This window comes from Pseudomonas sp. RT6P73 (assembly GCF_054897715.1).
Genome location: NZ_JBUBUV010000002.1, coordinates 3538273 through 3558844, shown reverse-complemented (window position 1 = coordinate 3558844; position 20572 = coordinate 3538273). Strand labels below are relative to the sequence as shown.

The 20572-nt window shown below is 57.6% G+C and carries 15 protein-coding genes and 4 tRNA genes; 13 read left to right on the top strand and 6 right to left on the bottom strand.

Features of this window, described 5'->3' with window-relative positions; all coding sequences use genetic code 11:
• Window positions 1-38 precede the first annotated feature (38 nt).
• Complete coding sequence (gene pbpG / locus ACYZT6_RS16890; protein ID WP_462027872.1) at window positions 39-977, bottom strand: D-alanyl-D-alanine endopeptidase; 939 nt, start codon at window positions 975-977, stop codon at window positions 39-41.
• Between the two features lie 236 nt (window positions 978-1213).
• Window positions 1214-2068 carry a bifunctional methylenetetrahydrofolate dehydrogenase/methenyltetrahydrofolate cyclohydrolase FolD gene (gene folD / locus ACYZT6_RS16885; RefSeq protein ID WP_403104728.1) on the bottom strand — a complete coding sequence of 285 codons (855 nt, stop codon included), beginning with the start codon at window positions 2066-2068 and terminating at the stop codon, window positions 1214-1216.
• A 275-nt stretch (window positions 2069-2343) separates the two neighbouring features.
• Here folD and ACYZT6_RS16880 point away from each other — a divergent pair.
• The 11 genes from ACYZT6_RS16880 (at window position 2344) to ACYZT6_RS16830 (ending at window position 12825) form a co-directional block, all read left to right on the top strand.
• Window positions 2344-2420 (top strand) — tRNA-Arg (locus ACYZT6_RS16880).
• A gap of 32 nt (window positions 2421-2452) precedes the next feature.
• Window positions 2453-2528, top strand: a tRNA-His gene (locus tag ACYZT6_RS16875).
• Between the two features lie 56 nt (window positions 2529-2584).
• Window positions 2585-2669 (top strand) — tRNA-Leu (locus ACYZT6_RS16870).
• A 78-nt stretch (window positions 2670-2747) separates the two neighbouring features.
• A tRNA-His gene (locus ACYZT6_RS16865) sits at window positions 2748-2823 on the top strand.
• A gap of 403 nt (window positions 2824-3226) precedes the next feature.
• A complete protein-coding gene (gene tig / locus ACYZT6_RS16860; protein WP_462027871.1) occupies window positions 3227-4537 on the top strand; it encodes a trigger factor in 1311 nt (436 codons plus the stop codon).
• A gap of 94 nt (window positions 4538-4631) precedes the next feature.
• Window positions 4632-5267, top strand: coding sequence for an ATP-dependent Clp endopeptidase proteolytic subunit ClpP (gene clpP / locus ACYZT6_RS16855; protein WP_054053844.1), 636 nt, complete (start codon window positions 4632-4634; stop codon window positions 5265-5267).
• 112 nt (window positions 5268-5379) lie between these two features.
• Complete coding sequence (gene clpX, locus ACYZT6_RS16850; protein WP_007946893.1) at window positions 5380-6663, top strand: ATP-dependent Clp protease ATP-binding subunit ClpX; 1284 nt, start codon at window positions 5380-5382, stop codon at window positions 6661-6663.
• Between the two features lie 162 nt (window positions 6664-6825).
• Window positions 6826-9222: an endopeptidase La gene (gene lon / locus ACYZT6_RS16845; RefSeq protein WP_010458711.1), complete on the top strand. Its 2397-nt coding sequence runs from the start codon at window positions 6826-6828 to the stop codon at window positions 9220-9222.
• 147 nt (window positions 9223-9369) lie between these two features.
• On the top strand, window positions 9370-9642 hold the full coding sequence (locus ACYZT6_RS16840) for an HU family DNA-binding protein (protein WP_002552737.1): 273 nt from the start codon (window positions 9370-9372) through the stop codon (window positions 9640-9642).
• 233 nt (window positions 9643-9875) lie between these two features.
• Window positions 9876-11747, top strand: a complete 1872-nt coding sequence (locus ACYZT6_RS16835) for a SurA N-terminal domain-containing protein (RefSeq protein ID WP_462027870.1) — start codon at window positions 9876-9878, stop codon at window positions 11745-11747.
• 238 nt (window positions 11748-11985) lie between these two features.
• Window positions 11986-12825: a DUF2242 domain-containing protein gene (locus ACYZT6_RS16830; protein ID WP_462027869.1), complete on the top strand. Its 840-nt coding sequence runs from the start codon at window positions 11986-11988 to the stop codon at window positions 12823-12825.
• A gap of 349 nt (window positions 12826-13174) precedes the next feature.
• On the opposite strand, the gene ACYZT6_RS16825 is transcribed toward ACYZT6_RS16830, so the two are convergent.
• Entirely contained in the window at window positions 13175-14215 is a 1041-nt protein-coding gene (locus ACYZT6_RS16825) for an AraC family transcriptional regulator (protein WP_462027868.1), read from the bottom strand.
• 3 nt (window positions 14216-14218) lie between these two features.
• The gene (locus ACYZT6_RS16820; protein WP_462027867.1) at window positions 14219-15349 is read right to left on the bottom strand and encodes a carbon-nitrogen hydrolase family protein; all 1131 of its coding nucleotides are present in this window, start codon (window positions 15347-15349) and stop codon (window positions 14219-14221) included.
• 209 nt (window positions 15350-15558) lie between these two features.
• On the opposite strand from ACYZT6_RS16820, the gene ACYZT6_RS16815 reads away from it, so the two are divergent.
• On the top strand, window positions 15559-17598 hold the full coding sequence (locus tag ACYZT6_RS16815) for an oxidoreductase (RefSeq protein WP_462027866.1): 2040 nt from the start codon (window positions 15559-15561) through the stop codon (window positions 17596-17598).
• Between the two features lie 182 nt (window positions 17599-17780).
• Window positions 17781-18698, top strand: coding sequence for a 1-aminocyclopropane-1-carboxylate deaminase/D-cysteine desulfhydrase (locus ACYZT6_RS16810; protein WP_462027865.1), 918 nt, complete (start codon window positions 17781-17783; stop codon window positions 18696-18698).
• Window positions 18699-18853: 155 nt separating this feature from the next.
• Here the strand turns inward: ACYZT6_RS16810 and ACYZT6_RS16805 are convergent, their stop codons facing one another.
• Together ACYZT6_RS16805 and phnX are read right to left on the bottom strand one after the other, a co-directional pair.
• Window positions 18854-19402 (bottom strand): cytochrome b, encoded by a 549-nt coding sequence (locus ACYZT6_RS16805; RefSeq protein WP_462027864.1) that lies wholly within the window; start codon window positions 19400-19402, stop codon window positions 18854-18856.
• A 259-nt stretch (window positions 19403-19661) separates the two neighbouring features.
• Window positions 19662-20489 (bottom strand): phosphonoacetaldehyde hydrolase, encoded by an 828-nt coding sequence (gene phnX, locus ACYZT6_RS16800; protein ID WP_462027863.1) that lies wholly within the window; start codon window positions 20487-20489, stop codon window positions 19662-19664.
• Window positions 20490-20572 lie beyond the last annotated feature (83 nt).

Sequence of the window (20572 nt, the reverse complement as noted above, 5' to 3'; positions counted from 1 at the left end):
CCCCGAACGATCGGGGCTTTGTTTTTGCTGTCGCTGACTTATTTCGAGGCTTCAACAACGCCGCTCTGACGGTGCTTGAGGTTCTTGTCCGACTTGTACTGCAAGGCTACCGATGGCACGTCTGCGCCTTTGCCGGTTTCCACCCAACTGCGGATGCGGGCGGCATCGGCAAAATGCGTGTACTTGCCGAAGGCGTCGAGGATCACCAGCGCCACCTGGCGATTGCCCATGCTGGTCACCAACACCAGGCAGTGACCGGCTTCATTGGTGAACCCGGTCTTGGTCAGCTTGATGTCCCAGTTTGGCTTGCGGACCAAATGGTCGGTGTTACGGAAACCCAGGCTGTAGTTGGGTTTGCGGAACGTGACGGTTTTTTCCTTGGTGGTACTCAACTCGGTCAATAACGGGTACTTGTGCGCGGCGATCAGCAGTTTGCTCAGGTCGCGCGCAGTGGAGACGTTACGAGGGGAGAGTCCGGTCGGTTCGACGAAGTGGGTGCTGGTCATGCCCAGCGCCTTGGCCTTGGCGTTCATCGCGGCAATGAATGCGACGTAGCCGCCCGGATAGTGATGGGCCAGGCTTGCGGCTGCACGGTTTTCCGAGGACATCAGGGCGATCAGCAGCATTTCCCTGCGCGGCAATTCGCTTTTGAGTTTCACTCGGGAAAACACGCCTTTCATTTCTGGCGTGTCGCTGATGTTGATATTGATGTACTCGTCCATGTTCTGTCGGGCTTCAACCACGATCAGGCCGGTCATCAATTTGCTGACAGAGGCGATAGGGACAACCACATCGGGGTTGCTGGCATAGATGACTTTGTTGGTCTGCATATCCAGCAGCAAAGAGCTGCCGGAAGCGAGCTTGAGTTGTTTCGCTTCTCGGGGTGCTGCGGTCGTTTCCGCGGCATTGACCGTTGGCGTGATGAACGTCCCTGTAAATGCAAAAAATAGGCTCAGGATGGAAAGAGGGATTTTCACGCTGGCAGACTCATAAGGTGTTGATACGCCGTTATGTAACGGGCTATTTCGTAAAAGCGCGACATTCTGGAGTATGGCTGAATAACTGTCGATGGTTGTTCAAGGAGGAGTCGAAAGTCCTTTGGATTGTGAAAAAAAAGTCATTTTCCGGCGGATGGTCGATCTTTTACTTCAGGCAAAAAGAACCCCGCCATTGGCGGGGTTCTTTTGTACGTCACTTATGTCGAAGCGGGCACTCAGCTGTGCAGTGTTTCCGCCGCGTAAAGCGTATTTTCCAGCAGGCAGGCACGCGTCATCGGGCCGACACCGCCCGGTACCGGAGTGATCCAGCCGGCGCGGGGCAGGGCGGTTTCGTAGATCACGTCACCGACCAGTTTGCCGTCTTCCTGGCGATTGATGCCGACGTCGATCACGATCGCGCCTTCCTTGATCCACTCACCTTTGACCAGGCCCGGCTTGCCGGCGGCGACGACGACCAGATCGGCACGGCCGACGTGGCCGGCCAGATCCTTGGTGAAGCGGTGGGTGACGGTCACGGTGCAACCGGCCAGCAGCAATTCCATCGCCATCGGACGGCCAACAATGTTGGACGCTCCGACGACCACGGCGTCCATCCCGTAAAGGTCAGCACCGGTGCTTTCCAGCAGGGTCATGATGCCTTTGGGGGTGCACGGACGTAGCAACGGGATGCGCTGGGCCAGGCGACCGACGTTATAAGGGTGGAAACCGTCGACGTCTTTATCCGGACGAATGCGCTCCAGCAATTTGGAGGCATCCAGGTGTTCAGGTAAAGGGAGCTGAAGCAGAACGCCGTCAATTGCCGGGTCGTCGTTCAGGCGATCGATCAGGTCGGTCAGTGCTTCTTGAGTGGTTTCGGAAGGCAGGTCGTAGGCTTGGGAAATAAAGCCGACCTCTTCACAGTCTTTACGCTTGTGCGAGACATAAACCTGAGAGGCGGGATCGCTGCCGACCAGGATCACCGCGAGGCCCGGTGTGCGCAGGCCTTGCTCGCGACGCTCGGTGACTCGTTTGGCGATCTGCTGGCGCAGGCTGGCGGCGATCGATTTGCCGTCGATTAGTTGTGCAGTCATTGCGCGTGATTAACCATCGAGAGGGGAAAAAAAGAGAACGCATTCTCGCATGTCATGAGGTGAGGGCAAAGGCGCTTGGTCTGCAAATTCCGCTAAGCCCTTTAATTAAATGAATTTTTTATAAAAAGGATTTGACGGCCTTCGGGGCGCTCTATACTATTCGTCGCACTTGTCGGGCACAGCCTAGCACTGGATGAGAAGGTCAAGCGGAATTACGGTTCTGCGAGACTGGAAAGCTCTTAGTTTGTAGTCCTCCAAGAGTACAGATTAATAAGGCGCCCGTAGCTCAGCTGGATAGAGCATCCGCCTTCTAAGCGGATGGTCGCAGGTTCGAGTCCTGCCGGGTGCGCCATTAGGCAGCTTTGGCACAAGTAGCGCAATATGGTGGGCGTAGCTCAGTTGGTAGAGCACGGGATTGTGACTCCCGTTGTCGAGGGTTCGATCCCCTTCGTCCACCCCATATTTCGAAAGGCGCCAGATTAACAGTCTGGCGCCTTTGCTTTAACAGCTTCAAACGCGGATGTGGTGGAATTGGTAGACACACTGGATTTAGGTTCCAGCGCCGCAAGGTGTAAGAGTTCGAGTCTCTTCATCCGCACCAAATAAAGCTTCACGCAAGCCGGCTGGCTTGGTTGGGGCGCAGCAAGGGAGTTGTTTGGCTTCTTTGCAAGGCAATATGGTGGGCGTAGCTCAGTTGGTAGAGCACGGGATTGTGACTCCCGTTGTCGAGGGTTCGATCCCCTTCGTCCACCCCATATTTCGAGAGGCGCCAGATTTAACAGTCTGGCGCCTTTTTTGTTTTAGCGGTTCGAGTGTTAAGCGGCTGCATGTCTTGGGTCGCAGGGGTGGGGTGTTTCGTCGTATTTATGTTTCTCGATGATGCCGCGCCGCCCGCTGATCTTGCTCGCAAGATCGGCTGTCAGGGAGATGATTGGCAGTGTCTTCTATATATAGAAGAATTGGCGCAGAGCCCTGGCGTGACTGGCTGTATTTGCTAACAGGGCGAGGCGCAACCGTTTGTCCCTCGCCTATAAATTGCCTGCTGCTTTTTTACCCGTTTTCAGTAGGGTGACTTCTTGAGTTTGACCCACTAGAATGCATGCCCTTGATTCTGGGGTCGGAAACGGCCGGCTAACGTCTGTGCAACGAGGAATATCCATGCAAGTTTCTGTTGAAAATACTTCTGCTCTTGAGCGCCGCATGAGCATCACCGTGCCGGCTGAACGCATCGAGACTCAGGTCAACAAGCGTCTGCAGCAGACTGCCCAAAAGGCCAAAATTGCTGGCTTCCGTCCAGGCAAAGTGCCAATGAGCGAAATCAAGCGCCGTTTCGGTGCTGATGCGCGTCAGGAAGCTGTAGGTGATGTAATCCAGTCTTCGTTCTACGAAGCTGTTGTCGAGCAGAAGCTGAACCCGGCTGGCGCTCCTTCGATCGAGCCTAAATCGATGGAAGCCGGCAAAGATCTGGAATACGTCGCGATCTTCGAAGTGTTCCCTGAGTTCACCGTTGCTGGCTTCGACGGTATCACCGTAGAGCGCCTGAGCGCTGACGTGGCTGATGCCGATCTGGACAAAATGCTGGACGTCCTGCGCAAGCAGAACACCCGTTTCGAAGTGGCCGATCGCGCTGCTCAAAACGAAGACCAGCTGAACATCGATTTCGTTGGCAAGGTTGACGGTGAAGTGTTCGCTGGCGGTTCCGCCAAAGGTACTCAGCTGGTGCTGGGTTCCGGCCGCATGATCCCTGGTTTCGAAGACGGTCTGGTTGGCGCTAAAGCCGGCGAAGAGCGCGTTCTGAACCTGACCTTCCCAGAGGACTATCAGAACCTCGACCTGGCGGGCAAAACCGCTGAGTTCACCGTGACCGTGAACACTGTTTCCGAGCCAAAACTGCCAGAGCTGAACGAAGAATTCTTCGCTCAATTCGGCATCAAGGAAACCGGTCTGGAAGGCTTCCGCACCGAAGTTCGCAAGAACATGGAGCGCGAGCTGCGTCAGGCGATCAAATCCAAGGTCAAGAATCAGGTAATGGACGGTCTGCTGGCCACCAACCCGATCGAAGTGCCTAAGGCTCTGCTGTCCAACGAAGTTGACCGTCTGCGCGTGCAGGCTGTTCAGCAATTTGGCGGCAACATCAAGCCTGACCAACTGCCGGCCGAGCTGTTCGAAGAACAAGCCAAGCGCCGCGTCGTGCTGGGTCTGATCGTGGCTGAAGTGGTCAAGCAATTCGACCTCAAGCCTGACGAAGCCCGCGTTCGCGAAATGATTCAGGAAATGGCTTCGGCCTACCAAGAGCCTGAGCAGGTTGTGTCCTGGTACTACAAGAACGACCAGCAACTGAACGAAGTCCGTTCGGTTGTGCTGGAAGAACAAGTTGTGGATACTGTTCTGCAGAAGGCTAACGTGACCGACAAATCGGTCTCTTACGAAGAAGCAGTCAAGCCGGTAGAAGCTCCACAAGCCGACTGATAGCTTTTTGCGGTAAGAAGTAATCACCATAAGCCAGCCTTCGTGCTGGCTTATGCGTATTCAAGACATAACTATTTGGGAGTGACTGCAGAGCATGTTCCGTAATTCGTATATTCAGCAGAACTCTGATATCCAGGCCGCAGGCGGCCTGGTCCCGATGGTTGTCGAGCAGTCTGCTCGTGGCGAGCGCGCCTATGACATCTACTCGCGCCTTCTCAAGGAGCGAGTAATCTTTCTGGTTGGCCCGGTAGAGGACTACATGGCTAACCTGATTTGTGCGCAACTGCTGTTCCTTGAAGCGGAAAACCCGGACAAGGACATCCATCTCTATATCAACTCCCCGGGCGGTTCGGTGACAGCGGGCATGTCGATCTACGACACCATGCAGTTCATCAAACCCAACGTATCGACCACCTGTATTGGTCAGGCGTGCAGCATGGGTGCATTCCTGCTGACAGCCGGTGCCCCTGGCAAGCGTTTCTGCCTGCCGAACTCACGCGTGATGATTCACCAGCCACTGGGCGGTTTCCAGGGGCAGGCGTCGGATATCGAAATCCATGCCAAGGAAATCCTCTTCATTCGTGAGCGTCTCAACACGCTGATGGCCAAGCACAGCGGGCACACTCTTGAAGAGATCGAGCGTGATACCAACCGCGATAACTTCATGAGTGCAGAAGCCGCGCGTGAGTACGGGTTGATCGATGAAGTGATCAGCCAGCGCCCCGCTTAAAATAAGCAGCTCAAAATAGGGTGGGTCGGCTGGTCCGATCACCTGCGGGCTTGAAAAAGCCCGCAATAGCCTTCATCTTGTGTTGCAAGCCTATCGGATTTGGATCGAACGAATGACTGACACCCGCAACGGCGAGGACAACGGCAAGCTGCTCTATTGCTCCTTCTGTGGCAAAAGCCAGCATGAAGTGCGCAAATTGATTGCCGGCCCCTCGGTCTTTATCTGCGACGAGTGCGTCGACCTGTGCAATGACATCATCCGTGAGGAGGTGCAGGAAGCCCAGGCCGAAAGCAGCGCGCATAAATTGCCTTCGCCTAAAGAAATCAGCGGCATCCTTGATCAGTACGTGATTGGTCAGGAACGTGCGAAAAAGGTTCTGGCCGTAGCGGTGTACAACCACTACAAGCGTCTGAACCAGCGCGACAAAAAGAATGACGACGTCGAACTCGGCAAAAGCAACATCTTGCTGATCGGCCCGACAGGCTCGGGTAAAACCCTGCTTGCCGAAACACTGGCTCGCTTGCTGAACGTTCCGTTCACCATCGCCGACGCAACGACCCTCACCGAGGCGGGTTACGTGGGTGAAGATGTCGAGAACATCATTCAGAAGCTGTTGCAGAAGTGCGATTACGATGTGGAAAAAGCCCAGATGGGCATTGTCTACATCGATGAGATCGACAAGATCTCGCGCAAGTCTGACAACCCGTCGATCACCCGGGACGTTTCCGGTGAAGGCGTGCAGCAGGCCCTGCTCAAGTTGATCGAAGGTACGGTCGCTTCCGTTCCGCCTCAAGGTGGTCGCAAGCATCCGCAGCAGGAATTCCTTCAGGTCGACACCCGTAACATCCTGTTCATCTGCGGCGGTGCATTCTCCGGGCTGGAAAAGGTTATTCAAAACCGTTCCACCAAGGGCGGCATTGGTTTCAACGCGGAAGTACGCAGCAAGGAAGAAGGCAAGAAAGTCGGTGAATCCCTGCGTGAAGTCGAGCCTGACGATTTGGTCAAGTTCGGTCTGATCCCGGAATTCGTCGGTCGTCTGCCGGTCCTTGCCACGCTGGACGAGCTTGATGAAGCGGCGTTGATGCAGATTCTCACCGAGCCGAAAAATGCTCTGACCAAGCAGTATGCCAAGCTGTTCGAGATGGAAGGCGTGGACCTGGAATTCCGGGCCGATGCGCTGAAATCGGTCGCCAAACGTGCCCTGGAACGCAAGACCGGTGCCCGTGGACTGCGTTCGATTCTCGAAGGCGTATTGCTCGACACTATGTATGAAATCCCCTCGCAATCCGAGGTGAGTAAAGTAGTGATCGACGAAAGCGTTATAGAAGGCAAGTCCAAGCCACTGTATATCTACGAAAACAGTGAGCCTGCTGCCAAGGCTGCGCCAGACGCTTAAGCGTCAGGCAGCTGGAACAAAGAAGGGGCCTTCGGGCCCCTTTTCTTTTAAAGCATTTTTAACACCCTCTTTGCGCTTGTTTTTTTTCAAAGCAGCCCCCATCTTGGTTTCAAGCTTACTTCCATCTGTTTACGGCCTTATGGCCGCCGTAGAGGCGAAATCATGAAGACAACCATCGAATTGCCTCTCCTGCCATTGCGTGATGTTGTGGTTTATCCGCACATGGTTATCCCGCTGTTCGTGGGGCGCGAGAAATCCATCGAAGCCCTCGAGGCCGCGATGACGGGCGACAAGCAGATCCTTCTGCTGGCTCAGAGAAACCCTGCTGACGACGATCCCGGTGAAGATGCACTTTATCGCGTAGGTACAATTGCGACCGTTCTGCAGCTGCTCAAGCTGCCTGACGGCACCGTCAAGGTTCTGGTCGAAGGTGAGCAGCGGGGCGCCGTGGAGCGCTTCAGCGAAGTGGACGGCCACTGCCGTGCCGAAGTCTCGCTGATCGACGAAGTCGACGCGCCTGAGCGCGAGTCGGAAGTGTTTGTTCGCAGCCTGCTGGCTCAGTTCGAACAATACGTGCAGCTGGGCAAGAAAGTCCCGGCTGAAGTCCTGTCGTCGCTCAACAGCATCGACGAGCCAGGTCGCCTGGTCGACACCATGGCCGCCCACATGGCCCTGAAGATCGAGCAGAAGCAGGAAATCCTCGAAATCATCGATTTGTCGGCCCGGGTCGAGCACGTCCTGGCGTTGCTGGATGCCGAGATCGATCTGCTGCAAGTCGAAAAACGCATTCGCGGTCGTGTCAAAAAACAAATGGAGCGCAGTCAGCGCGAGTACTACCTGAATGAGCAGATGAAGGCCATTCAGAAAGAGCTTGGCGACAGCGACGAAGGCCACAACGAAATCGAAGAGCTGAAAAAGCGCATCGATGCCGCCGGCCTGCCGAAAGATGCCTTGGCCAAAGCCCAGGGTGAATTGAACAAGCTCAAACAAATGTCGCCAATGTCCGCGGAAGCGACCGTGGTGCGTTCGTACATCGACTGGCTGGTTCAAGTGCCGTGGAAGGCTCAGAGCAAAGTGCGTCTGGACCTTGCGCGCGCAGAAGACATTCTCGACGCAGACCACTACGGTCTGGAAGAAGTCAAAGAGCGGATCCTCGAATACCTCGCCGTGCAAAAGCGTGTGAAGAAAATTCGTGGGCCGGTGTTGTGCCTGGTGGGTCCTCCTGGGGTGGGTAAAACCTCTCTGGCGGAGTCGATCGCTCACGCCACCAACCGCAAATTCGTCCGTATGGCCCTCGGTGGCGTGCGTGATGAAGCGGAAATCCGCGGTCATCGCCGGACTTACATCGGTTCGATGCCGGGAAGATTGATTCAAAAGATGACAAAGGTGGGCGTCCGCAACCCGCTGTTCCTGCTCGATGAAATCGACAAAATGGGCAGCGACATGCGTGGCGATCCGGCGTCGGCGTTGCTGGAAGTGCTCGATCCTGAGCAGAACCACAACTTCAACGATCACTATCTGGAAGTCGACTACGACCTGTCCGATGTGATGTTCCTGTGCACCTCGAACTCCATGAATATTCCGCCGGCGCTGCTCGACCGGATGGAAGTGATTCGTCTGCCGGGTTACACCGAAGACGAGAAGATCAACATCGCTGTCAAATACCTTTCACCAAAGCAGATTACGGCCAACGGCTTGAAGAAAGGCGAGCTGGAATTCGACGCCGAAGCGATCCGCGACATCATCCGCTATTACACCCGCGAAGCCGGTGTACGTGGGCTGGAACGCCAGATTGCCAAGGTTTGCCGCAAGGCGGTCAAAGAGCATGCACTGGAAAAACGCTTCTCGGTGAAGGTCACTGCCGAGATGCTGGAACACTTCCTGGGTGTGCGCAAATTCCGCTACGGTCTGGCCGAATCGCAGGATCAGATCGGTCAGGTGACGGGGCTGGCATGGACTCAGGTGGGTGGCGAATTGCTGACCATCGAAGCCGCTGTCGTGCCGGGTAAAGGCCAGTTGATCAAGACCGGCTCGTTGGGCGATGTGATGGTCGAATCGATCACTGCCGCGCTGACCGTTGTCCGCAGTCGCGCGAAGAGCCTGGGGATTCCCCTGGACTTCCACGAGAAGCGCGACACGCACATTCACATGCCGGAAGGGGCGACCCCGAAGGATGGCCCTAGCGCCGGCGTAGGCATGTGCACGGCCCTGGTGTCGGCATTGACCGGAATCCCGGTGCGTGCAGACGTCGCGATGACAGGCGAAATTACCCTGCGTGGCCAAGTGCTGGCGATCGGCGGCTTGAAGGAAAAACTGCTTGCTGCTCACCGTGGCGGGATTAAGACAGTGATCATTCCTGAAGAGAACGTACGCGATCTGAAGGAAATTCCTGACAATATCAAGCAAGATCTGCAGATTAAACCAGTTAAATGGATTGACGAGGTCCTGCAAATTGCGCTGCAATACGCGCCGGAGCCGCTGCCTGATGTGGTTCCAGAGATAGTTGCAAAGGATGAAAAACGCGAGTCTGACTCTAAGGAAAGAATTAGCACGCATTAGTACGCATTTGCCTGGGTGGCTTGTTGACAGCTTTTTAGAGCCCTTGTTATAAAGCGGCTCTTAAGTGTCTGTAGGCCATTCAGCACTCGTTTTTGCTTTCACCAAAAAACTTAGAATCATACTCAAATAGATATAAGGGGACTTAGAGTGAACAAGTCGGAACTGATTGATGCTATCGCTGCATCCGCTGATATCCCGAAAGCTGCTGCTGGCCGTGCGCTGGACGCTGTAATCGAATCCGTCACTGGCGCTCTCAAGGCTGGCGACTCTGTTGTTCTGGTTGGTTTCGGTACGTTCTCCGTCACCGATCGTCCAGCTCGCATTGGTCGTAACCCACAGACCGGTAAGACGCTGGAAATCGCTGCAGCCAAAAAACCAGGTTTCAAAGCCGGTAAAGCACTGAAAGAAGCTGTCAACTAAGTTCGCTTCAGGTTTTTGCCTATCCGGGTCGGGGTCAAGCCTGACCTGGCAGCGGAGCGGTAGTCCAGTCGGCAAGTTGCCGGTCCGAGACTCCGAGGGTCGCAAGTTCGAACCCTTGGTCCGCTCCGCCAGTTACGAGAAGGCGCATCCTCGGATGCGCCTTTCTTCTATCCGGATTCTACCCACGCTCCACGGTTGCCTAATTTTGAAGTTCAACCGTTTCTGGGGGACGCATGCTGCAGAATATCAGGGACAATTCACAAGGCTGGATTGCCAAGACCATTATCGGGGTCATCGTTGCACTGATGGCTTTGACCGGTTTCGACGCCATTTTTCAGGCCACGACCAGTCGTAATGACGCGGCCAAAGTCAACGGCGAAGAAATCAGCCAGAACGAGCTGAGCCAGGCGGTCGATATGCAACGCCGTCAACTCATGCAACAGCTGGGCAAGGATTTCGACGCCTCCTTGCTCGACGAAAAAATGCTGCGCGAATCGGCCCTCAAAGGCTTGATCGACCGCAAACTGCTGCTGCAAGGCGCAGAAGAATCGAAATTCGCTTTCTCCGAAGCGGCTTTGGACCAAGTGATCCTGCAAACGCCTGAATTCCAGGTGGATGGCAAGTTCAGTCCTGAGCGTTTCGACCAGGTGATTCGTCAACTCGGCTACAGCCGCATGCAGTTCCGCCAGATGCTGGCTCAGGAAATGCTGATCGGTCAGCTTCGCGCGGGCCTGGCGGGTAGCGGTTTCGTCACCGACGCACAGGTTCTGGCTTTCGCCCGTCTGGAAAAACAGACCCGCGATTTTGCTTCCCTGAACGTCAAGGTTGACCCGGCAGCGGTGAAGCTGACCGACGATGAGGTCAAGGCCTACTACGACGAACACGCCAAGGAATTCATGACGCCGGATCAGGTCGTCATCGATTACCTCGAATTGAAGAAGTCTTCCTTCTTTGATCAGGTCGCCGTGAAAGACGAAGACCTGCAAGCGGCGTATCAGAAAGAAATCGCGAACCTGTCCGAGCAACGCCGGGCTGCGCACATTCTGATCGAAGTGAACGATAAAATGACCGAGGCGCAAGCCAAGGCCAAGATCGAAGACATCCAGGCACGTCTGGCCAAAGGCGAGAAATTCGAGGCGCTGGCCAAGGAATTCTCCCAGGACCCAGGTTCGGCGAACAATGGCGGTGACTTGGGCTACGCAGGCCCTGGTGTCTACGATCCAGCGTTCGAAACAGCGCTGTATGCGTTGGCCAAGGATCAGGTGTCGGCGCCGGTTCGCACCGACTTCGGTTTCCACCTGATCAAACTGTTGGGCGTTGAAGCACCGGAAGTTCCGACGCTTGCCAGCCTGAAAGACAAGCTGACCCGTGAGCTGAAAACTCAGCAGGTCGAGCAGCGTTTCGTCGAGGCGACCAAGCAACTGGAAGACTCCTCGTTCGAATCTTCCGATCTGGCTCAGCCGGCGCAAGACCTGAAGCTGACTGTTCACACCTCCAAGCCGTTTGGCCGTGAGGGTGGCGAGGGTGTTTCGGCTAACCGTGCCGTGATCACCGCTGCGTTCAGTCCTGAAGTGCTGGATGAAGGTGCCAACAGCACCGCCATCGAACTGGACCCGGAAACCGTGATCGTGCTGCGCGCCAAGGAGCACCTGAAGCCTGCGCAACTGCCGCTGGAAAGCGTGAATGCCAGCATTCGTGCGCAATTGGCCAAGGAGCACGCCAGTGCTGCCGCCAAGACCAAGGCTGATGAGCTGATCGCCAGCCTGCGCGATGGCAAGACCCCGCTGAACAAGGCGATCGACGGTCAGAGCTGGAAAGTGACTGAAGCCGCTACTCGCGCTCAGGAAGGGATTGACCCAACTGTGCTGCAAGCACTGTTCCGTATGCCGAAGCCTGCCGCCAAGGACAAACCGACCTTCAGCAGCGTGACCCTGGCCGATGGTAGCCTGGTGGTCGTGCGTCTGAACGGCGTGAACGAAGCCGCTGCGCCGACCGATGAAGAGAAGGCTCAGTACCGTCGCTTCCTCGCCTCGCGCATTGGCCAGCAGGACTTTGCGGCCTACCGCAAACAGCTGGAAAGCCAGGCCGAGATCAAGCGTTTCTGATACTTGATTGAGTTGCCTGCTACACAAAAACCCCGGCCGAAAGGCCGGGGTTTTTTATGGGTGCGATTCGAGGCTGGAGGCGCTTACACAGGGGAACCTTTGATCTTCCCTCGAAAAGGACTTTTTCCCGTAAACGACAGTCAGTAAATATGTAAATGTTTTAAGACACTAATCGATGCTCCGCTAAGCATCGATCTGTTGCACAATACGCCCCGGACTGTTTTCCTCAGGATGTTCAATGTTTAAATCAATTCCCATGCGTGTGGTCGGGCTGGCGCTGTTGCTGGCCACCGTTGCCGGCTGCTCGTCGAAGAAAACCCCCATCTATGAGCATGAGAACTTTGATGACTCCGGGACGTTTTCGCGCAATTACCCGGTGACTGATGCGCAGACGTGCGAAGCCGCCCGTCGGGCGTTGCTCAGCCAGGGCTACATCATCACCAGCGCCGACCCGAAACTGGTCAGCGGACACAAAAGCTTCCAGCAGACCGGCGAGACCCACATGGAGATCAGCTTCAGTGTGGTCTGTGCCGATGACGGCAGTGAGGGCCATCATGCGACCATGTTCGCCAACGCCCTGCAGGACCGTTATGCACTGAAGAAGACCAACAACTCCGCCAGCGTGGGCGTGGGTGTGCTGGGTTCGGTGTCGATGCCGATCGGCTCGTCCGACGACTCAATGGTCAAGGTCGCCAGCGAAACTGTCTCGTCGGCCAAGTTCTACGAGCGTTTCTTTGCGCTGGTCGAGCTGTTCCTGCCGCCGGAAGCGAAGAAGGCTGCGCACATCGTCGAGAAGCCTAAAACTGACCTGGGCATGCCTGAGGTCAAGGCTGCTCCGGCGCCTTTGGTGCCGACGCCGACGCCGACGCCGGCTGTCGAGCCAGCGCCCGCTCCGGCGGCTGAACCTGCACCAGCACCTGCGGCCTCTGAACCTGTCGCACCGCCGCCAGAGACAGCGCCGATTACCCCGTCCAATACCGAGCCGGCTCCTGCCGCAGAAACCGTCACGCCACCGGCTCAATCGAATCTGCCGCCACCGACAGAGCCGATTCCGGCGATGCCTGTCTCCAGGCAGTAACTCGCACCTGACGTAACGGGATCGGTTCAGACCACACCGACCCCGTCATGGTTTTAAATTGATCCGCGTCAACCCTGGCTGTATTCCTACAGCCTCTATCGAAAAAATCCTGTGATAAATTCCTGACCGCCTGCTACGTTTTATAAGTAGCCGCTGAGCGGTGCGCCTGCGTCATTTTTCTTTCACGCGGGCACTTTATGCTCAGGGCGTTGGTCATTTATTCAGGCATTTTTTAAACGAGCGGTAGGGGGATTTCACGATGGACGATTATCAAGAAGAGCTGCTCGAGTATCAGGCTTTTGAACTGGATCCGTTGGAGCCAGCGGAAGACGCTACAGAGCTGTAGGCATCACGCGGATTGGCGATGACTGCGGCGAAACTCGCCGGGCGTCTGGCCGTTCCAGCGTTTGAAGGCGCGTTGGAAAGCTTCGGCTGAGGCAAAACCCAGCAAGTAGGCGATTTCACCGAACGCCAGTTCAGTGTCGCGAATGTAGGTCATGGCCAGGTCGCGGCGAGTGTCGTTGAGAATGGCGCGAAATTGCGTGCCTTCCTCGGCGAGTTTGCGACGCAAGGTCCAGGTCGGCAGCTTCAGGCGTGCCGCCACTTCTTCCAGGTCGGGTTCCCGACCACCATTGAGTAACGGCCCCAGCAACTGAGTGATGCGTTCACGCAGGCTGCGGGTGCGTGTCAGTTGCTCCAGTTCCCGTTCACAGAGTTGGAGCAAGTGTCGCCAGGTACTCGGGCAGTGCTCCGGGTTGCGTTGGGCGAGGCTGGCCAGACTCAGGCGCAGCTGATTGTGTTCGGCGCCGAACTGAATCGGACAATCGCCCAGCACCGCATACGCCTCACGATAATCCGGTTCGGAAAATTCAATCTCGATCCGTTCAGCGCGAAGCGGGGCAGGGCTCACGCTGGACAATTGATGCAGCCACCCGGCGATGATCGAATCCACCACGAAGCGGTTGTAGGCGTTGTAAGGGCTGATGGAGTAAAACCGAAGCCATGCGCCCTGAGCGTCTTCGTGAAAACTCGACTGGCCACGATAGTTGGAGCCATACAAGGCTTCAAAGCGAATCAGGCAGCGCGCCGCTTCTCGAACCGTCGGCGCCTGAGCGGCGGTGACCCCCGCCAGGCCGGCCTGACTCAGGCGACTGAGTTGGCCCATGCGCAAACCCAGCGCCGGGTCGTCGGTCAGTTGAATGGCGCCGTGGCCCAGGCGCATGTAGCGCGGGATCGACAACCGGGCTCCCGCTTCGGCCAGGCGCGCTGCATCGAGGCCGTATTGGTCAAGCAGAGGCTGCGGATCCTCACCATGGCTGCGCACCGCGTCGGCCAGGCTATGAACAAAGCCCACCGACAGATCCCCAAGGCGCATCGGCAGCGGTTTCATGGTTTACAACCAGAGGTTCAGCAACCGCGCGCCACGGGCATTGCCGTCGGCGAACTGTTGCCCGTTGTTGCTGAGAAAACTTTGACCCGCGCTGCCCTTGTCCCAGAACTGACCGCGCAGAAACACGCTCATTCCGGCAGTCGCCTGGCTGCTCGGCGGTTGGCCGGTCAGTGTCAGACGATGCCAGGCCTGGCCTTCACTGAGCTCACCGGCCTTGAGGCTCACCGAGCCGGGCGTCGACAAACCCTTGTAACCACGCCACGGTTTGTCCCAGGTGTCACGGCCGACGACATACGCGGGGACCGCGACCAGATGGGCGCCTTGGGCGTCGAGTTTGCGGTAGTTGTCCGGGTACCAGCTGTCGCTGCCGATCAGTACGCCCAAGCGTCCGGCCGGTGTGTCGACGACGTTGAGCGTGTGCTCGCCATTGGCTTCGATAACGTCTTGCTCAGCAAACACCGGATGCATCTGGCGTTGCGGCTGGCCGACCGGCAGCCCGTCGCGACCGAACACCACGCTGCTGTTGTACAACGCGCCGTGACCGACTTTCAGCGTGCCGTCGATGATGCTCGGCTCGGGCAACACAATAGTGCCGGCCACCAGGGTCACGTGGAACTCCTTCGCCAGCCCCCCGAACAGTGCCTGATAATCCTTGGCCATGCCTTTGGCCTTCATCCGCAAGTGGGCGTCGTCGAGACGACTGTCGCCCTTGGCGCTTATCAGCGCGCGGACGAACTGCACAGGATTGCTCACCGCCAGCCAATTCATCGCTTCCTTCAGCGTGGTCGCCTGGTACAGCTCATCTTTCTCGCCGCTGACCATCAGCCAGGTGCCGATGTGTTCGGGCAACACGACGACGGTCTTTTCATTCAGCAAGCCCTGGTCCTGGGCCTTCTGCAGATAGGCGGCAAGCTTGCGGTGCAGGCGTTCGGGGCTTTGATAGTCGGTGGGGAACAGCTCGGGCTGGATGCCCAGCAGATTGCCGCGATCAGCGGGTGTGCCTTGATCGACCGCCAGATAGATCCGCAGGTCCGACAGGTAATGACCCACCGGACGGTCCGCGGCCCACATGGCGTAGGTCGTAAGGGCGGCAATCAATGCCATGGAGAAAGTCAGGTACAGAAGTTTGCGCATGGGGAAACAGTCAACAGCCGTGTGCAGGGTTCGCGCCTAGGGTAGGGCGCCTGTCGGCGCTTGCCAAGGGGCGCTGCACATTTGGATCAATAAGTTGTCAGTTTCGGTCATTGAGTGACAGAGGCGCGACTCTTAGTCTGTCCAACATGACTGACGGGAGCCGAAGAGCTCCTGCATTTTTTCCGTGATCGCTCGATGTGGAGTTACAAATGGCCGCCGCTCATTACCCGCACCTGTTGGCCCCGCTGGACCTGGGTTTTACCACGCTGCGCAACCGTACCTTGATGGGTTCGATGCACACCGGTCTTGAGGAGAAACCCGGCGGTTTCGAACGCATGGCGGCGTACTTCGCCGAGCGTGCCCGCGGTGGTGTCGGCCTGATGGTCACCGGTGGCATTGGCCCGAACGATGAGGGCGGGGTGTATTCCGGTGCGGCCAAACTGACCACCGAGGAAGAAGCGCTCAAGCACCAGATCGTGACCCGCGCGGTGCACGAGGCGGGCGGCAAGATCTGCATGCAGATCCTCCACGCCGGCCGTTATGCCTACAGCCCGAAACAGGTCGCACCGAGCGCCATTCAGGCGCCGATCAACCCGTTCAAGCCGAAGGAGCTGGACGAGGAAGGCATCGAGAAACAAATCAGCGATTTCGTCACCTGCTCGACCCTGGCGCAAAAAGCCGAGTACGACGGCGTCGAGATCATGGGCTCCGAAGGTTATTTCATTAACCAGTTCCTCGCCGCCCACACCAACCACCGCACCGACCGTTGGGGCGGCAGCTACGAAAACCGTATGCGCCTGCCGGTGGAAATCGTCCGTCGCGTGCGTGAAGCCACCGGCCCGAACTTCATCATCATTTTCCGCCTGTCGATGCTCGACCTGGTGGAAGGCGGCAGCACCTGGGAAGAAATCGTGACCCTGGCCAAAGCCATCGAGCAGGCCGGCGCGACCATCATCAACACCGGCATCGGCTGGCACGAAGCGCGGATTCCGACCATCGCCACCAAAGTGCCGCGTGCGGCGTTCAGCAAAGTCACGGCCAAGCTGCGCGGTTCGGTGAGCATTCCGCTGATCACCACCAACCGTATCAACACCCCGGAAGTGGCCGAGCAGATTCTGGCCGAAGGCGATGCCGACATGGTGTCCATGGCGCGGCCCTTCCTCGCCGACCCGGACTTCGTCAACAAGGCGGCCGCTGGCCGTGGCGATGAAATCAACACTTGCATCGGTTGCAACCAGGCGTGCCTGGATCACACCTTTGGCGGCAAGTTGACCAGTTGCCTGGTGAACCCGCGCGCGTGCCATGAAACCGAACTCAACTACCTGCCGGTGCAGCAAATCAAGAAAATTGCCGTGGTCGGTGCCGGTCCTGCGGGCCTGTCCGCGGCCACGGTGGCGGCTGAGCGCGGTCACTCGGTGACGCTGTTTGATTCGGCCAGCGAGATTGGCGGTCAGTTCAACGTTGCCAAGCGTGTACCGGGCAAGGAAGAGTTCTTTGAAACCCTGCGTTACTTCAACCGCAAGTTGCAGACCACCAATGTCGAGGTGTGCCTGAACACGCGTGTCGACGTGGCAAAACTGGTTGAGGGCGGTTATGACGAAATCATCCTGGCCACCGGTATCGCCCCAAGAACTCCGGCGATTCCCGGCGTTGAAAACGCCAAGGTGTTGAGCTACCTGGACGTGATCCTGGAGCGTAAACCGGTGGGCAAGCGTGTCGCGGTGATTGGCGCGGGCGGTATCGGTTTCGACGTGTCGGAATTCCTCGTTCACCAAGGCGTGGCCACCAGTCAGGACCGCGAAGCGTTCTGGAAGGAATGGGGCATTGATACGCATCTGGAAGCGCGCGGCGGTGTCGCCGGCATCAAGGCTGAACCGCATGCACCGGCGCGTGAAGTGTTCCTGCTGCAACGCAAGAAATCCAAGGTCGGTGACGGCCTGGGCAAGACCACCGGCTGGATTCATCGCACCGGTCTGAAGAACAAGCAGGTACAGATGCTCAACAGCGTTGAGTACCTGAAAATCGACGACGAAGGCCTGCACATTCGCATCGGCGAAACCGGTGAACCGCAGGTGCTGCCAGTGGACAACATCGTGATCTGCGCCGGGCAGGATCCGTTACGTGAGTTGCAGGACGGTTTGGTGGCCGCGGGGCAGAACGTGCATTTGATTGGTGGCGCGGACGTGGCAGCGGAGCTGGATGCCAAGCGCGCGATCAATCAGGGTTCACGGTTGGCTGCTGAGTTGTAATTAGCAGGCCAAATCTGCCAATGGCCATCGTCGGAACGCCGCCCGGAGCAAGCCCGCTCCCACAGGTTCTGTGTTGTTCACAAATTTTGTGACCGATACAAAACCCTGTGGGAGCGAGCTTGCTCGCGATGGCTGCCTATGAGCGACTAGAATGCCGGCTCTTTTCGAGCAATCAGACGCCCATGCTTCTCCCTACCAGCAACTGGCTCCCCCAAGCCCCACTCGAACCCCTTCACCTCGAATGGCTCACCTCGGCCAGCATCGAAGTCGCCATCCTGCGACTCGACCAGATCGACCCTCTGATCAGCGGCAACAAGTGGTTCAAGCTCATCGAACACCTCAAAGCCGCCAACCAGATCGGAGCCCAGGGCATCATCAGCCTGGGCGGTGCCCATTCCAATCACCTGCACGCACTGGCAGCCGCCGGCAAACGCTTCGGTTTCAAAACGGTTGGCCTGCTGCGCGGTCATCCGCAAGAAACGCCGACGGTGAAGGACCTGCAAGCGTTCGGCATGCAATTGCACTGGTTGGGTTATGGCGGTTATCGAGCGCGACACGAACCGGGTTTCTGGCAACCATGGCAGGCGCAATATCCCGACCTTCATCCAGTGCCCGAAGGTGGCGGTGGTCTGCGTGGGGCGCGTGGCTGCATGCAGTTGAAGGCAATGGTCCTTGAGCAAGTGGGCAACCTGGGTTGGAGCGATTACGACGGTTGGTGGCTGGCCTGCGGAACCGGCACAACCCTGGCAGGGTTGGCGCTGGCCGAGGCGGGCGAACATCCGGTGTACGGCGCGCTGGCGGTGCCCGACGATCATGGCGTGGCACAGCAGGTCGAATCGATTGTCCGAGAGGCAGGTTTGCAGGAACCGGCTTATGAGCTGTTCGACGCCAGCCGCGGCAGCTTTGCCAAAGTCGATCCGCTGTTACTCGACTTCATCGACCAGGCCGAACAGGCCACGGGTGTCCCTCTCGAACCGTTGTACACGGGTAAGGCTTTGCTGATGCTCAAGCAACAAGTCGAGGCTGGAAGATTCGAAAAGGGTACGCGTCTGATCTTCATCCACACCGGCGGCTTGCAGGGCCGCCGGGGATTCCGATAAGCACGCCATCCCATGTAGCAGTTGGCGAAGCCTGCGTTCGGCTGCGAAGCAGTCGTAAAATCAGTGAACGCGATGCATCAGCTGAACCGAGTTGCGTGGATTTACGACTGCTTCGCAGCCGAACGCAGGCTTCGCCAGCTGCTACATGACCGTGTTCAACCGCGCTTCGGCATCATCCGCAGCAGTGTGTTATCGCCCACCACGTAATGGTGATAAATCCCCGCCACCGCATGCAGGCCAATCAGCCAATAGCCGATGGTGCCACCCAGCACATGCCAACCCTCGATTTGCTTGGCCAGCACCTTGTCCTCCGAGACCAGCAACGGCAGATCAAAGCCGTAAAACATCACCTGATGCCCCTTGGCGCTGGTCACCAGCCAGCCGAGAATCGGCATCGCGATCATGAAAATATACAGCGCCCAGTGCATCAGTCTGGCCAGCACGGTCTGCCAGTGCGGCGAGGCCGGGAAGATCTGTGGTGCCGGGCCCAGGCTGCGAGCGAACAGCCGCAACCAGACCAGCACGAAGACCGTCAAGCCGAGCATGAAGTGCGATTCAACGATCAGCGTCCGGCCACCGCTGCCCTTGGGAAAGATCCCGCGAAATTCGATACAGGCGTAAACCAGCGCCAGCAAAACCAGCATCAACCAATGCAGCGCGATCGACACGGTGCTGTAGCGTGAGTCGGAATTCTTCCACGGCATACGGTGTTCCTCACAGGTCGGCCACCGTTCTTGGTCGACGGTGTTCCTCAACTGTAAGCCTGATTCGAGCGGGCTGCCTGATCCTGGTCAAGGTTCAATGCTCTGGTTCAGGTAACAGACAGAAAAAAGCACCGCTGTCCCTTGTAGGAGCGAGGCTTGCCCGCGAAGGCGTCTGCACATTCAACAGGGATGTCGGCTGGTAGAACGTCTTCGCGGGCAAGCCTCGCTCCTACAGAGGACAGCGGTGCTTTTGGGTAAATCAACTGCTTTGCGGCATCTCACCCTTGGCCAGACGCTTGTTGATGTCGGCAATCACTTGCGGCAAGTCGGTGATGGTATCGATCATGTAGTGCGGCCGCGAGCCTTCAAACATTGCGTGGATGCGTTTGCGTTCACTGGCGAGTTCGTCGCTGCCAAGGGAGCGGAAGCCTTCGTAGTCCAGACCCAGCGCGTTACCGGAGCAGATCAGCGCGACGGTCCACATGCCGGCCCGACGACCTTCGAGAATGCCCGGCACGGTGTCATCGATCTTCACGCAAGCCGCGACGTCGTCGATGCCCAGCGCAATCACGTTAGCCAGTGCCTGGGCTGGCCATGGGCGGCCGTTAGGCACTTCGTCGGTGGCGACCACGTGATCGGCAACGTAACCGTTGGTGGCCGCCAGTTCGACCACCTTGTCCATGACCTGTTTCGGGTAACCGGAGCAGGAGCCGATCTTGATCCCTTGCTGACGCAGGTTGGCGATGGTGTCGAGTGCGCCCGGAATCAGTGCCGAGTGCTCGGCGATTTTCTCGATTTGCAGCGGCATGAAACGTTTGTAGATCGCGGTGACGTCATCGTCAGTCGGCGTGCGGCCGAACACGGCACGATAACGCTCGGCAACTTCCGGCTGATCGCACAGGGTGCGGATGTGGTCCCACTTGCCCATGCCCATCGGCCCGCGGGCCTCTTCGATGGAGACCTGGACGTCGAACTCGGCGAAGGCTTCGACAAAAATCTGCGTCGGCGCGAAGGAGCCGAAGTCGACCACGGTGCCGGCCCAGTCGAGGATGGCGGCCTGGAGTTTGGTTGGGTTTGCGTAATTCATGGTGATCAGATCCTGTAATTGGGGAATGGTGACCCTGTAGCAGCTGCCGAGCTGCGCGAGGCTGCGTTCGGCTGCGGAGCAGT